The following is a 13,127-nucleotide window of genomic DNA, read 5'->3' as shown; positions in this document are numbered from 1 at the left end:
CCCTCCGCCGGCCCGGCCTGAGCGGTCGCACCGGCTCGGGCGGTCGCACCGGCTCGGGCGGGTCGAAGCGGGCCGGGCGGTCAGACCGGGCCGCGTACGCGTACCTCGCCAACGGGACGGCCGCCACCGAACTGCGGCGGGTTGGCGAGCGCGTCGAGCTCGGCGGCGTCCAGGCCGAGCCCGAGCGCGCGCAGGGTCGCGATCGTCACCGGCACCCGTGCCCGCGCGCCCCCGTCCTCGATCTTGATGGTGCCCGCGTGGCCGTCCTCGAAGGCGAAGGCGTCGAACGCCTCGGCGCCCGCCTTGACCATGAGCCCGGGAACGGCCCGCATCAGCGTGACCTCGGGCCGGGAGGTCCCGGAGGTCCACTCCGGGTGGGCGCGCATCGCGTCCGCGATGCGCCGCTCGTGGCTGCCGGGCTCGGCCAGCATGAACGTGCGGAACGCCCGCGCGACCCCGGCCATGGAGGAGAAGAACAGGGGGGCGCCGCAGCCGTCCACGCCGGTGGCCGCGACGCGCTCGCCGGTCAGCTCCTCGGCCGTGGCGCGGATGGATCGTTGCAGCGGGTGGGCCGGGTGGAGGTAGTCGCCGGTCGGCCAGCCGTTGGCCACGCAGGTGGCCAGCATCGCGGCGTGCTTGCCGGAGCAGTTCATGGTGATGCGGGCGGGCCCGCCGCCGGCGCGCAGCACCCGGTGCGCCGTCGCGAGGTCTCCGGGGAGATCCTCGGGGCACTGCAGCGCCTTCTCGTCCAGCCCGGCGCCCGCGAGGATCTTGGCGACCCCGCCGACGTGGAAGTCCTCCCCGGCGTGGCTGCCGCAGGCGAGGGCGAGCAGCTCGCCTTCCAGTTCGAGGCCGGCGCGCAGCATGCCGAGCGCCTGGATGGGCTTCATCGACGAGCGGGGGGAGGCGGCCGCGGCGACGTCACCGTGCACGACCGCAGGGCTGCCTTGGGCGTCCATGGCGAACACCCAGGCGCGATGGACCGACTCCACGAACCCGGAACGGACGACTTCCACGATCAACGGCGCGACGGACACATGAGCTCCCTTCGTACCTGAGTTTACGGACGGCGGATCACGCACGTTCACAACGGGCCCGCCGTGTCAGGTCGGGGGCCGGGCTTGCGCCGATAATCTTGGACATGTAATGTCCAGAATATGCGGATGAACGAGGGCGTGGAATGGGCCCTGCACAGCTGCCTTAACCTGACCTGGGCCGAACCCGGCGAGGCGGTGACGGCGGCCAGGCTGGCGGCCTTCTACGGCCTGCCGACGGCCTACATGAACAAGCAGCTGCAGGCCCTGACCCGCGCGGGGATCCTCTCGTCCATCTCCGGCCCCCGTGGCGGCTTCAGGCTGGCGCGCAGGCCGGAGGACATCACCCTCCTCGACGTGGTGACCGCGATCGAGGGGGCCGAGGAGGCGTTCCGCTGCGAAGGCATCCTCAAGGAGGGGCCGAACGGCTCGGCGGACGTCGACTACCGCACGACCTGCCTGATCTCCCAGGCCATGCGCAAAGGCGACCTGGCCTGGCGGCGCGAAATCGCCGCTCAGACCATCGCCGACCTCAAGGCCGCCGTCGAGCGCGCGTATCCCCACACCCCCTCGAGCACGCGCGACCGGTTCGCCAACCTACGTCCCTGATCGAAGACCGCCCCTCCCCGGAGGGGCTTTTCACGGAGGTAATTCTGGATGTTCAGTATCCAAGATACAACGTCGCGGCACCGCCGCAGCGACCTCGGCACCGGGGTCGTCGTCACCTTCCTCTACATGGGCACCTGGCAGCGCGCCGCCTGACCCGGCGGCGGGCCAACGAACCCGATCAACCCTCTTCACCTTCGACCCCACAGGAGTGACCATGTCATCGACCGGCCGGACCGACCACAACCCCGTCCTGGTGCGCGCGGCGGACGCCGAGACCATCGACGACGGCCCCACCAGCCTCATCACGCTGCTGGCCGACGCGAGCGCGACGGGCGGCGCGCTGACCGCCAACGGCGCCACGCTCCGCGAGGGCTCCCCCGGCGCGCCGCCGCACTTCCACACGCGCGCCACCGAGATCTTCTTCGTCCTGGACGGCTCGCTGCGGCTGCTCGCGGGCGAGCTGGTCCACACGCTGGGCAAGGGCGACTTCCTCGTGGTCCCCCCGTACCTGCCGCACGCCTTCGCCCCCGCGCCGGGAAGCTCGGCCGAGATCCTGGTCGCCTTCACGCCCGGCATCGAGCGTTTCGACTACTACCGGCTGCTGGAACGCGTGTACAAGGGGGAGGCTGACCCCCGGGAGATCCGCGCCACCTCCGAGCGGTTCGACAACCACTACGTCGACAGCGAGGCTTGGCGACAGGCCAGGGCCGCCGGCTGATCTGGGAGAATCAGGGACCATGCGTGCCGTTGTTCAGCGGGTGAGCTCCGCGTCGGTGGTCGTCGACGGGCACACCGTGGGGGCCATCGACGAGCCGGGCCTGCTCGTGCTGGTCGGCGTGACCCACGGCGACGGGCCCGCGGAGGCCGCGCGGCTCGCCGCCAAGCTTTGGGGCCTGCGCATCCTGTCCGGCGAGAAGTCCTGCTCCGACATCGGCGCGCCCCTGCTGGTGGTCAGCCAGTTCACCCTCTACGGCGACGCCAGGAAGGGCCGCCGCCCGACCTGGCAGGCGGCGGCGCCCGGCCCGGTGGCCGAGCCGCTCGTGGACGCCGTGGTGGCCGAGCTGCGGTCCCTGGGCGCCCGCGTCGAGACCGGCGTGTTCGGGGCCGACATGAAGGTCGAGCTCGTCAACGACGGCCCCATCACGCTCATCATCGAGATCTGACCGTCTCCCCCGCCTCGCCCGGACGACGGGCGAGGCGGCTCGTCAGCGGATGCGGCGGCGGAGGGCGGGGTCGATCGACACGTTGCGCCCGGCGTCGGGCGGCACGATGACCTCCTGGGTCGCCGCGACGCCGCCGGCCAGCAGCGTGATGTCGACCGGGACCGTGCGCTTCACCACGGCCAGCGCGATCGGGCCGAGCTCGTAGTGGCGGGCGGCGGAGCCGACGAACCCGATCTGGCCCGGCACCGCGCTTCCCTCGGCCGCGGCCTCCGGGTCGGCCTCGCTGGGAGAGCCGACGCCCAGCGTCACCGGCGCCCCGTGCGGCGGGAGCCTGTCGGCGCTGCCGTCGAGGTGCAGGAAGACCAGGCGCCGCGGCGGGTGGCCGAGGTTGTGCACCCGGGCGACGGTCTCCTGGCCCCGGTAGCAGCCCTTGGACAGGTGGACGGCCGCGCCGATCCAGCCGACCTCGTGCGGGATCGTCTTGTGGTCGGTCTCGAACCCCGCCCGGGGAAGGTGCGCCTCGATGCGCAGCGCCTCGTACGCCCAAAGGCCCGCGAGGCGCAGCCCGAGCTCCAGCGGGAGCCCGGCGAGCCGGTCGCGCGGTACGAGCAGGTCGCCGCCGAGCGCGATGGCCCCCTCCGGCGCGAGGGAGGTGACGCCCGCACCCGGGGCGGGCTGGGAGGCCGCGGGACCGTCCGTGCCAGGCCCCTCGGCGGCGTCCGCGCCCGGGGGCAGGACGGTCACCACGGCGTAGTCGGAGGTCAGGTCGGCGACCTCGACGCGGAGCATGAACCGCATCTTCGAAAGGAACGCGATCAGCGCGCCCGACGTGCCGGGCTCGACGTGGGCCCAGACGGACTCGCCGTCGTCCACGAGGGTGAGGTGGTGCTCCAGCCTGCCCTGCGCGTCGAGGAGCAGCGTCTGCGACGGCGTGCCGGGCGCCAGCGTGTCGAGCTTCTGCGAGCTGAGGTTGTTGAGCCAGTCGAGCCGGTCGGGCCCGGAGATGCGGACGACCTCGCGGTTGCTCCGGTCGACCAGGGCCAGCCCGCTCGCCAGCGCCCGTTGCTCGGCGTACGGCTCGCCGTAGTGGGCGGCGACGGCGTCGTCGGGGGACTCGGCGGCTACTGCTCCTGGCGTGTCCAGCAGAGGGCTTCGCATGCCCCAAGGTTATTGCGCCCCGGGCGTTCCCATCCCCGAGGGTGCAGGGCGTGCCATTGACAGCCCGGGAACAGCGTCAGGTGTCCGATCCCAACTCCAGGACGGCCCGCAGATCCGTCCCGATCAGGCCCGTCTGCGAGCGCGTCGTGACCCTTCAGGGCCGGCAGTCGCGGCACCGGCCGAACACCGTCAGGTGATGGACGTCGGTCTCGAAGCCGAGCTGGTCGTCCAGCGTGGTGACCAGCCCTCCGACCAGCTCGGGCCGGACCTCGGTGATCTCGCCGCAGCCCCGGCAGACCAGATGGACGTGGTCGGCCTTGCTCGCCAGGTGGTAGGTGGGGGCGCCGTGCCCGAGATGGGTGTGGGTCACCATGCCGAGCTCTTCGAGAAGCTCGAGCGTGCGGTACACGGTGGAGATGTTGACCCCCCTCGCCGTCTCCTGCACCTGGCCGCAGATGTCCTCAGGCGTGGCATGGCCGAGCCGGGTCACCGCCTCCAGCACCAACTGTCGTTGCGGAGTCACCCGGTAACCGCGCGCACGCAGCTCCTCGTGCCATGTCCCGGTCATGCACCTGAGTCTACGAGCAGCGCGGGGGAGGAGAGGTCGGCGTGCGAGCCATGGACGCGGGACCCAGGGACTGCCCCTCCCCTGCCTGCGGAGCGCCGTGCGGCTCGTTGCGGCCCGCCGTAAATATTCGCTTGCCTCCGCCGGAGGACCTCGCATAGCTTACGAAGCACGCAGAAGGGAGGTGGTCCAAACAATGGTTAATCATTATTGGGCTAGCGAGGTGGCTGTCCGCTAGGACATCGCCAGTCAGGACCTCTCGTCCAGGCGTCGTGCCTCTCGGGGCATCGGCGGCGTCCGGCGAATCCAAGACAGACACCGGAACCCCGGGCAGCCGACGGGGGGAGTTCCCTCCCCCCATGGTCCAGTCGGCCCGTCTCCCGATGAGACGGAGTACGCCCGGGGTTCTTTTCTTTTCCCCCACCACCCGGCGTGACGGCACCGCCCGCGGGTGGCGGCCGCTCAGCCGACCTTCTTCAGCTCCGCCGACAGGTGGGACGTCAGCGGCTGCCCTTCGGCCGCCATGTCGTAGGCGTACATCAGGTTCCCGTTGACCAGGCCGTAGAGCCGGTGGCCCGCCGTGTACTCCTTGGCTGTGGCCGTGCGCGCCACGACGTCGGTCCGCATCTCGATCTTGTGGAACGCCACCTCGCCGAGGTAGATCTCGGCGATGCCGGTGGGGTGGGCGAGCAGGATCTCCAGCTGCCGCTCCGGAAGCGCCCGCCAGTACCCCGACTCGGTGGCGAGAGGCTTGACCATGTTCCCCTCGTCGTCCAGCAGCCAGGTCTTGCTCTGGTAGCTCAGGAACGGCTTGCCGTTGTGCTCGAAGACGATCTCCTGGCCGTACCGGAAGCTCTCGATCGTCGGGTAGCCGCCCACTCCGGCCCCCTCCCACCTGCCCAGCAGGAAGGCGATCGGCTCGAGGTCAGGATGAATTGACTGAGAGTCCATGAGACATGAGCCTAAATGCCCGCCTGGTGGTCGCGCACGGCGGCATCAAGGGGGGAATCGCCTGGTGGAGCGCCGCCGTCCACGCATAGGCTCAAGCCATGGCACGATCAATGGTGATAAAGGTGACAGCAGGTTCGGATGCCCCAGAGCGCTGCAATCAGGCGTTCACCGTCGCGGCCGCGGCCGTGGCGAGCGGCGTGCCCGTCTCCCTGTGGCTGACCGGGGAGTCCGCCTGGTTCGGCGTGCCCGGCCGGGCCAAGGAGTTCAGCCTGCCCGAGGCGACTCCCCTGCAGGACCTGCTCGACATCGTGCTCTCCGGCGGCACGGTCACCGTGTGCACGCAGTGCGCGGCACGCCGGAACATCGGCCCGGGCGACCTGATCGGCGGTGTCCGGATCGCGGGCGCGCCGACCTTCGTGGAGGAGGCCCTCGGCGAGGGCGTACAGGCCCTGGTCTACTGACCCGCCCACGGCATACGAGCACCACTCCTGACGGGAACGAGCGGCCGCCCGGCGAACGGCGGCCCGCTAGCGCGGCAGGACGGCTTTGAGGCGCTCGTCCCGCAGGCGGTCGTACCAGGTGTCGTCGATGGGCGCCAAGGGATAACCGGCCGCCCAGCTGAGGAACACGTCGGCGAGCCAGGGGTTGCGTGCCAGCGCCGGGCCGTGAAGGTACGTGCCGACGATCTTGCCCGCGTGGCACCCCTCGGTGCCGTCGCCGTTGCCCGTGCCGACGACCGTGCGCGACAGCGGCCGCACGCCGCGACCCAGCCGCGTGACGCCCATGTGGTTCTCGAAGCCGGTCAGCATGTGACCGCCGAGCCCGGTGTCCACCTCGGCCGCCAGCTCGCCGACCGCACGGGCCGGCCCGCGCGAGCTCTCGATGTCCAGCAGCCCGAGACCCGCCACCGGCTGGCCCTCCTCGCCGCCGAACACCGACCCCATGATCTGGTAGCCCGCGCAGACCGCGAGGAGCGACGCCCCGCGGTCGATCGCCCGCTCGAGGCCGCCGTCGCGGCGCAGCCGCTCGGCCGCCAGGATCTGCGGCCGGTCCTCCCCCCCGCCGATCAGGTAGATGTCGCCCGAGTCGGGCACCAGGTCGGCCGAGCGGACGTAGACGGTCTCGACGGGGATGCCCCGCTTGCGGGCCCGCTGCTCCAGGATCAGGGCGTTGCCCTGGTCGCCGTACGTGCTCAGCAGGTCCGGGTAGATCCACACGATGCGCAGGGCGCTGTCAGACGGCACGGCCGAACTCCGCTCGAATCTGCTGGAAGGCTGTGTAGTTGGCGATCACGTCGACCCGGCCGGGCGCCTGCGCGGCGACGGCCTCGTCGAAGGACTCGCAGAGCTGGAAGGGCACCCCCGCGACGTCCAGGCGCAGCGCCAGGTCGAGCCGCCGCTCACCGGTCACGTAGACCGGCCGGCCGTTGAGGATGCGGAAGTCCACGTCCCACAGCCACGAGGTGTCGCGGCCGTCGGGCCCCTGGGCGTTCACCGACAGGATGATCGGCAGGCCGGGGTCGGACACCTCGAAGGCCTCCAGCCAGCCGGCGGGGTTCTTGGCGAGGAGGAGCCGCAGCGCCCGCCCGTCACGCTCGACCATGGTGTACCGGCCGGCGACCGAGGTGACCTCCCGGAGCCTCGGCAGGGCGCGCTCGGCGGGCAGCCCGAACAGCTCGGCGGTCGCCAGGGCGATGGCGGCGTTGGCGCGGTTCGCCCGGCCGGGAAGCCGCAGGTCGAGCACCCAGCGCTGCCCGCGCGGGTCGATCACCGCGTCATCGTCGAGCACCCACGTCGGCTCGGGGCGGCGGAACGTGCACTCGCGGCACGCCCAGTCGTCGCCCTTGCGGTCGAGCGGCCCGCCGCACTCGGGGCAGCACCAGGAGTCCTCCTTCCACGGCTGCCCGCACGACACCCAGGTCACCTGGCTCGCGGTCGACGCCCCCCAGGTCACCAGCGGATCGTCGCAGTTGGCGATCACATGGACGTCCTTGCCCGCGAGGGCGCGCCGCCACTTCTGGGCCAGCAGCCAGATCTCGGCCGCGCGGTCCATCTGGTCGCGGCTGAGGTTCATCAGGCAGATGACGCTCGCGCCGGTCGTGTCGAGCACTTCGGGGAGGTACTTCTCGTCGACCTCCAGCACCGCGAACGGCGCCTGCTTGGCCTGGGACAGCGCCGACACGTGCCCGGCCGGCATGTTCGCGCCGAACGCGTTGGTGGCGACCTCGCCGAGCTCCTGCAGCTCGGAGGTGATCAGACGGGTCGTGGTGGTCTTGCCGTTCGTGGCGCTGACCAGCACGAGTTTGCGGTCGGCGGCCAGCTTGCGCAGCAGGTCCGGTTCCAGGATCAGCCCGACGCGCCCCCCGATCACCGATCCGTCGCCGCGCCCGGTGACCCGGGAAAGGGTGGCAGCCGTACGCCCGAGTGCACTCGCGAGCTGAGCCCGCAGCGGTAGCTGGGTCATGCCCGAGATCCTAGTGGGGCCCGCGCGAAGAGTCCCTCATGAGCGCCCAAAGCCGTCCTTCGCGCCCACGCCGTCACCTCGATCATCAGTCGAGGAAGGACAGCTCGGCCTGGTTCTCGGCGCCGCCCTCGAAAGGCAGGACGAAGCGGCGGGGCCACGACAGGACGGTCTCCAGCCAGGCCGCGCCCATCGTCTGGGCGATGTGCCGCACCCGGTCACGCGGCTCGACGCCGATGGCGACGGTCGCGAAGTCCCGCTCGATGCCCTCGTGCTCGTCGTCGCCGAGCAGCACCCGCCACGCCAGGGCGCGGTTGCGGTCCATCTCCATGGACAGCGGGTGATGGCGCAGCGCCTTCGCCCGGTGCCCGAGCAGCTCGGTGCGGGCCATGGCGTCCACGGCCCCCGACCCGTTGACGCCGAGGTGCGGGTACGGCCGGCCGGAGGGGTCGGTGCCGAACAGGGCGTACTCCATCGCGGGCGCGGGACTGCGCAGGTTCGGCGCCGGATGGCCGTAGGGGAAGAGCCGGTCGACCTCGTGGACCCAGCGGACCTGCGGGATCACCCACGCGGCGCCCGGGCGCTCCCCGGCCGGGGGCTTGGCGTCCTCGCCCGGGTCGAGCAGGCCCGCCGCCACCTCGGCGGCCTTCACGGTGAGCAGCGCCGGGTCGTAGAACGTGCGCAGCGACCATGCCCGCCGGGCGACCGAACGCTCCACGAGCGTCGCCAGCAGGCACTCGCGGCGCCTCGGCGGAAGCTCGGCCCAGATGTCGGCGAGGACGCGCGGCACGCCCGGCAGGGACCGGTTGGCGCAGAAGGCGAGCACCACGGTGTCGGTCCAGATGCGCAGCCACGCCCACTCGGGTGCGTCGGCGAGCAGGTCGGCCTCGCGCAGCTCGAACAGCGTGCAGGCCTTCCCCGTGATGCACTCGTGCCCGCAGGCGGCCGACCTGCGGCCGCGGATCGGCGGGATCGGGCCGAGCAGGGTGTGCTCGCGCTCCTCGCCGAGAGGCACCTGGATGCGCAGCGGGCGGTCCATGCCGTCGGCGAAGACGGCGGCGATGCCCGGCTGGAGGGAGACGACCTGGCGGGACTGCTCCTCGCTGAGGTTCATGGCGGCGCCGACGAGCCTGCGGTCGTCCTCGGCGGGCAGCCGGTGCACGACCTTCAGCGCGGTGTTCTTGACGACGTCGGCGATGAGCTTGGTCGGGATCTGCTCGGCCACGACGATGCCCTCGCCGTACGCGCGGATCTCGGCGAGCATCCCCGCGAGCAGCTCGACGGCGTGCGTGCTCGCCCGCTGGGAGCCCCGGTCGCGCAGCAGCCGGTGGGCCTCCTCGATGACGATGACGTGCTGGAGCCCCTTGGCCTTCTCCTGGCGGGCGCGCATCCGCAGGTGCTCGACGATGCGGATGATCAGCGTGCCCATCAGGAACGCCTTGTCCTCGTCGTTGGCGACGTCCTCGATCGCGAACACGACGTTGCGCTGCAGGAGCCCGCCGATGTCGGCGGGGTGGCCGCCCTCGAAGAACCGGCCGGCCGAGCCGACGCGCAGGCTGCGCAGCCGGAGGCTGATGAAGCCCTCGACGTCGGCCTGGACCTCGTTGCCGTACCCGATCTCCTGGATGACCTCCAGGGCGTGCGTCTGTAACTGCTCGAGCGTCGGCACGGCGGGCTGCACCGCCGCCCCCGGGATTCCGCCGCCGGTGACGACGTCCCAGCCGTTGGCCTCGTAGACGCGCTGCAACGCCAGCGACATGATCTGCGGGAACGGCTCCTCGGCGTCGAAGGCGGCCATGAACAGCGCCCGCACCATGTCGATGTGCGCCTGGACCGGGTAGCCCGGCTCGGGGGCCAGGGGGTTGACGCTGAACGGCACGTTGTCGGGCGCGGACGGGTTGATCACCGTGAGCGGCGAAAGGTGCTCGACGCGCCCGGCCATCGCGGCGTACTCGGACTTGGCAGGCTCGATCGCGAGCCAAGGGATTCCCGCCTCGGTGAGCTGTTCCAGCAGGTGGCGGACGGTCTGCGACTTGCCGGACCCGGTGGCGCCGGTGACGAACGCGTGCCGGTTGAGCGTCGCCAGCGGCACCCGGAACGATCCGACGGCGCGGTCCTGCCCGTCGATGATCGCGCCCAGGTCGAGCACCGGCTCTCCGGTGTTGCGCACGTCGGCCTCGCTGGTGACGTCGAAGAACCCGGCGTCCAGCACCCGCACACCCGGCACCTCCCGGCGCGGCAGCCCCGCCAGGGCGGCCAGGGCGCCCGCGGTGGCCGCGAACGGCGCCGCCGCGCCGTCCGCCGGGTCCTGCAGGGTGACACCGAGCGCCTCGGCGAAGCCGTACAGGGGCTCGACGGCGCCGGACCGGCCGAACCCGGCCAGGATGGGCAGCGACAGCGCGCTGCGCAGCCGGTAGGGGTGGTGGCTCATCTCGACGGATCCGACGAGCACCGGCGCGATCTGGCGCAGCTCGTCGGGGCCCGCCGCGCCGGCCAGCACTCGAACGTTCCACAGCCCGGCCTCGCGGAAGGCGTCGAGCTCCTGCATGCGCCGCTCGGCCCGTTCGGCGTCGAACCGGCTGCGCTCGGAGGCGTCGCCGTACTGCCGCAGCACGTTGAGCTGGGTGCGCAGGTGGGCGACCTCGGCGTCCAGCAGGTCGGTGGGCTCGGCCACCACCAGCCAGGCGAACGGGCGCGACATCAGCGTGACCAGCGTGGACTCGAACAGCGTCGGGCGCAGCAGGTCGTCCGGACCCGGCTCCCTGCGGCCGTTCAGCGGCGGCGCCTGCCGGCCGGGGCAGGGCGTCCAGGCCAGGTCGGCGAGGTCGGCGAGCCAGTCGTCCCCGATCTCGATGCCCCGCGCGCCACCGGGGAACAGCAGCGGCTGCGGGCCCTGCGGCGGCTCCTCGACGGTGGCGCTGGAAGCGCGGCGCGGCGGGCGCGGCGGGGTGAGCGGACCGGCGTTGGTGATGAGTTCGAGCGGCGCGCCCGACCCCCGGGACAGCCAGCCGATGACGAACGGCCGGTTGCGCTGGGCGGCGGAGAGCACGGCGGGCAGGACGGTGACGAAATCCCACTCGGCCGACGAGCTACGCGAGGGGGCCGTGATCGCCTGGATGCGGTACCAAGGACCACTCAGCGGGAACGGCGCGCTAGGCGCTGCGGAGGACACGCTTGCCTGCATATCAAGCTCGCATCCCTTATGCCACTGACGTTTGCCAGGGGATTACCTGTTCAATGCGTTCTTCTCCAGTCCAGCCGCTCCGGCGGGGGGCCGAGATTGGGCGGGAATGGGTCGGTTTCCAGCTCCTGCTCGGGCTCGGGCGGGGTGAGCATGACCCGGCGTACCTCCTCGAACTCCCCCAGGGTGGTCTTGGGGAAGGTGAGGATCGCCGGGTTGGCGTCGGCGAGCCTGACCTGCCGTCCCTCGGCGGTCGCATGCGTCACGATCACCGAGGTCGTCGGGAGCTGCTGGAGCTGGTGCGGCTCGACCAGGAACTCCCGACTGCGGTGGAGCACGCGCTCCTCCCCCATCGCCTTGCTGGCCCTGCGTCCCCACTCGGTCGACTCGGTGATGCCCTCCCTGAGGCCCCCCTCGCCCTTCTCCTCTTCCGCCTGGCCCGCGCGGCCGGCCCCGTCGCCGACGGTGGAGGTGTAGGAGCCGTTGAGGCCGTCCACGGTGGGGCCGATGGTCTCGGTGAGCTGCGCCAGCTCCAGGCGGTGCTCGGTGCCCATGTGCTCGCTGGCCACCCGGGCGTCCTCGGCGTTGCCGAGCCGCATGAACGCGACGGCGGCGTGCCCCCTGCCGAGACGCTCCCTGACCGTGGGCGTGAGGGAGCGGTAGGTCAGCACGAGGCCGGTCTGGGAGGTCTCGCAGGCGTCCATCAGCCGGTCGAGCACGTCGCCGCGCAGCTTGTCCGCGCCCGCGACGATGATCGTGTGGTACCAGGGCCGCTCGGAGGCCGGCGACTGCCGCAGGATGTGCGTGAGCGCGGTCGCGACGTAGGTGCCGAGCACGCGGTTGCCGAACACCCCCGCCTGGCGGTCCATGGAGACCACGCGCAGCCGCGCCGGCGGCAGCCGTACCGCCTCGGAGCCGAGGGTCTCCAGCTTGCGGAGCTGGGACTCAAGGGCCCAGGCCCGCTCGATGACCACGCGGTCGGTCACGCCCCGGCCGAACAGGGTGCCGATGCGTTCGAGCTGGGTGGCGGTGAGCAGGCCGAACCGCAGGTCGTCGCGGGGGTCGCCGACCTGAGCGAGCGCGCGCAGCGCGGCGGTGACCTGGTTGATCGTGGCGTTCTCGCCGAGCACCTCAAGCACCCGTTCGAGGATCGCGTTGTCGAAGCTGAGGTCGCGGGTCGTGCGGTGCTCCTCGCTGACGCTCACCACGTGCGCCAGGACGTCGGCGAACGCCTCCGGCGGCAGCGTCGCGCCGAGGTCGAGCCGCGGCAGATCGACCGGCAGCACCCACACCAGGGGGTCGTCGCCGCCGCGCCTGGCCAGCTCGATCAGGTCCCTGGCGATGGCGCCCTCGGACAGGTCGAGGACGGTGAGGTGGCCGCCGCTGTAGAGCCGAGTGGCGCCGAGCAGCGTGATCAGCGCGGACCAGCCCGGGAGCGTGCCACCGGCCACGTCGATGCGGTCGATCTCGTCGGGCACGGCCACGGCGTACCAGGTGAGCTGCTTGTCGTGCTGCTCCTTCTTCGCGGCCCACTCGCGGTAGCGGGCGGCGTGCTCTTCCTGGGCGTCGAACAGCTCGCGCTCGCGCAGCGCGCGCCGCTTGTCGGCCCGCGACTCCTGCTCGCGGATGCGCGAACGCAGCGCGCGCTCGCCCTGGTGGACGGCGTACCCGCAGATGGCGGCGATGCCTCCGGTGGCGACCAGCCCGATGACGACGAACGGCCAGCCCATCATCTCGGTGACGCCGAGGGCGAGAATGAGCATGGCGAGGATGGCCATGAAGATCCCGACGATCTTCACGGGACGGTTGAGCAGGTCCTCCTGGAGACGCTCCCGGCGCACCCAGGCCGGGTCGACCACGATGGGATCTTCGGGGATCTCCGCCGGCGAGGGACGCTTGGGCGGCGGGCCGGGGTCCGGGAACAGCATCGCGTACTGCCAGCCCAGGTAGATCCGGTCAGCCTGCAGCTGCGCATGCTCTGGGTGCACGTCCGCCACCGGACCTCC

At 72.0% G+C, this 13,127-nt stretch carries 12 protein-coding genes; 4 read left to right on the top strand and 8 right to left on the bottom strand.

Annotated elements, in window-relative coordinates; all coding sequences use genetic code 11:
• Positions 1–80 precede the first annotated feature (80 nt).
• Positions 81–1,037 carry an asparaginase gene (locus MYF83_RS22305; protein WP_248962527.1) on the bottom strand — a complete coding sequence of 319 codons (957 nt, stop codon included), beginning with the start codon at positions 1,035–1,037 and terminating at the stop codon, positions 81–83.
• Positions 1,038–1,163: 126 nt separating this feature from the next.
• Between MYF83_RS22305 and MYF83_RS22300 the strand changes: the two genes are divergently transcribed.
• The 3 genes from MYF83_RS22300 to dtd all read left to right on the top strand — a co-directional run bounded on the left by MYF83_RS22300 (position 1,164) and on the right by dtd (position 2,806).
• On the top strand, positions 1,164–1,643 hold the full coding sequence (locus tag MYF83_RS22300; protein WP_248962526.1) for an RrF2 family transcriptional regulator: 480 nt from the start codon (positions 1,164–1,166) through the stop codon (positions 1,641–1,643).
• A gap of 214 nt (positions 1,644–1,857) precedes the next feature.
• Entirely contained in the window at positions 1,858–2,361 is a 504-nt protein-coding gene (locus MYF83_RS22295) for a cupin domain-containing protein (protein ID WP_248962525.1), read from the top strand.
• A 19-nt stretch (positions 2,362–2,380) separates the two neighbouring features.
• Positions 2,381–2,806 carry a D-aminoacyl-tRNA deacylase gene (gene dtd, locus MYF83_RS22290; protein WP_248962524.1) on the top strand — a complete coding sequence of 142 codons (426 nt, stop codon included), beginning with the start codon at positions 2,381–2,383 and terminating at the stop codon, positions 2,804–2,806.
• Between the two features lie 42 nt (positions 2,807–2,848).
• On the opposite strand, the gene ygfZ is transcribed toward dtd, so the two are convergent.
• The 3 genes from ygfZ to MYF83_RS22275 form a co-directional block, all read right to left on the bottom strand.
• Positions 2,849–3,964 (bottom strand): CAF17-like 4Fe-4S cluster assembly/insertion protein YgfZ, encoded by a 1,116-nt coding sequence (gene ygfZ, locus MYF83_RS22285; protein WP_248962523.1) that lies wholly within the window; start codon positions 3,962–3,964, stop codon positions 2,849–2,851.
• A 154-nt stretch (positions 3,965–4,118) separates the two neighbouring features.
• A complete protein-coding gene (locus tag MYF83_RS22280) occupies positions 4,119–4,532 on the bottom strand; it encodes a Fur family transcriptional regulator (protein WP_248962522.1) in 414 nt (137 codons plus the stop codon).
• A gap of 459 nt (positions 4,533–4,991) precedes the next feature.
• Positions 4,992–5,480: a heme-binding beta-barrel domain-containing protein gene (locus MYF83_RS22275; protein WP_248962521.1), complete on the bottom strand. Its 489-nt coding sequence runs from the start codon at positions 5,478–5,480 to the stop codon at positions 4,992–4,994.
• A gap of 98 nt (positions 5,481–5,578) precedes the next feature.
• On the opposite strand from MYF83_RS22275, the gene MYF83_RS22270 reads away from it, so the two are divergent.
• Positions 5,579–5,941 carry a DsrE family protein gene (locus MYF83_RS22270; RefSeq protein ID WP_248962520.1) on the top strand — a complete coding sequence of 121 codons (363 nt, stop codon included), beginning with the start codon at positions 5,579–5,581 and terminating at the stop codon, positions 5,939–5,941.
• A 66-nt stretch (positions 5,942–6,007) separates the two neighbouring features.
• Here the strand turns inward: MYF83_RS22270 and MYF83_RS22265 are convergent, their stop codons facing one another.
• The 4 genes from MYF83_RS22265 to MYF83_RS22250 all read right to left on the bottom strand — a co-directional run bounded on the left by MYF83_RS22265 (position 6,008) and on the right by MYF83_RS22250 (position 13,118).
• The gene (locus tag MYF83_RS22265; protein WP_248962519.1) at positions 6,008–6,724 is read right to left on the bottom strand and encodes a type 1 glutamine amidotransferase; all 717 of its coding nucleotides are present in this window, start codon (positions 6,722–6,724) and stop codon (positions 6,008–6,010) included.
• Positions 6,714–7,943 carry a MurT ligase domain-containing protein gene (locus tag MYF83_RS22260; protein WP_248962518.1) on the bottom strand — a complete coding sequence of 410 codons (1,230 nt, stop codon included), beginning with the start codon at positions 7,941–7,943 and terminating at the stop codon, positions 6,714–6,716. The genes MYF83_RS22265 and MYF83_RS22260 overlap by 11 nt, the downstream gene beginning before the upstream one ends.
• A gap of 85 nt (positions 7,944–8,028) precedes the next feature.
• Positions 8,029–11,112, bottom strand: coding sequence for an ATP-binding protein (locus MYF83_RS22255; protein ID WP_248962517.1), 3,084 nt, complete (start codon positions 11,110–11,112; stop codon positions 8,029–8,031).
• A 62-nt stretch (positions 11,113–11,174) separates the two neighbouring features.
• A complete protein-coding gene (locus MYF83_RS22250; RefSeq protein ID WP_248962516.1) occupies positions 11,175–13,118 on the bottom strand; it encodes a hypothetical protein in 1,944 nt (647 codons plus the stop codon).
• Between the last annotated feature and the right edge of the window lie 9 nt (positions 13,119–13,127).

Origin of the sequence: Sphaerisporangium perillae (genome assembly GCF_023276435.1) — a bacterium.
Taxonomy (GTDB): domain Bacteria; phylum Actinomycetota; class Actinomycetes; order Streptosporangiales; family Streptosporangiaceae; genus Sphaerisporangium; species Sphaerisporangium perillae.
This window is presented reverse-complemented; position numbering and strand designations above follow the sequence as displayed.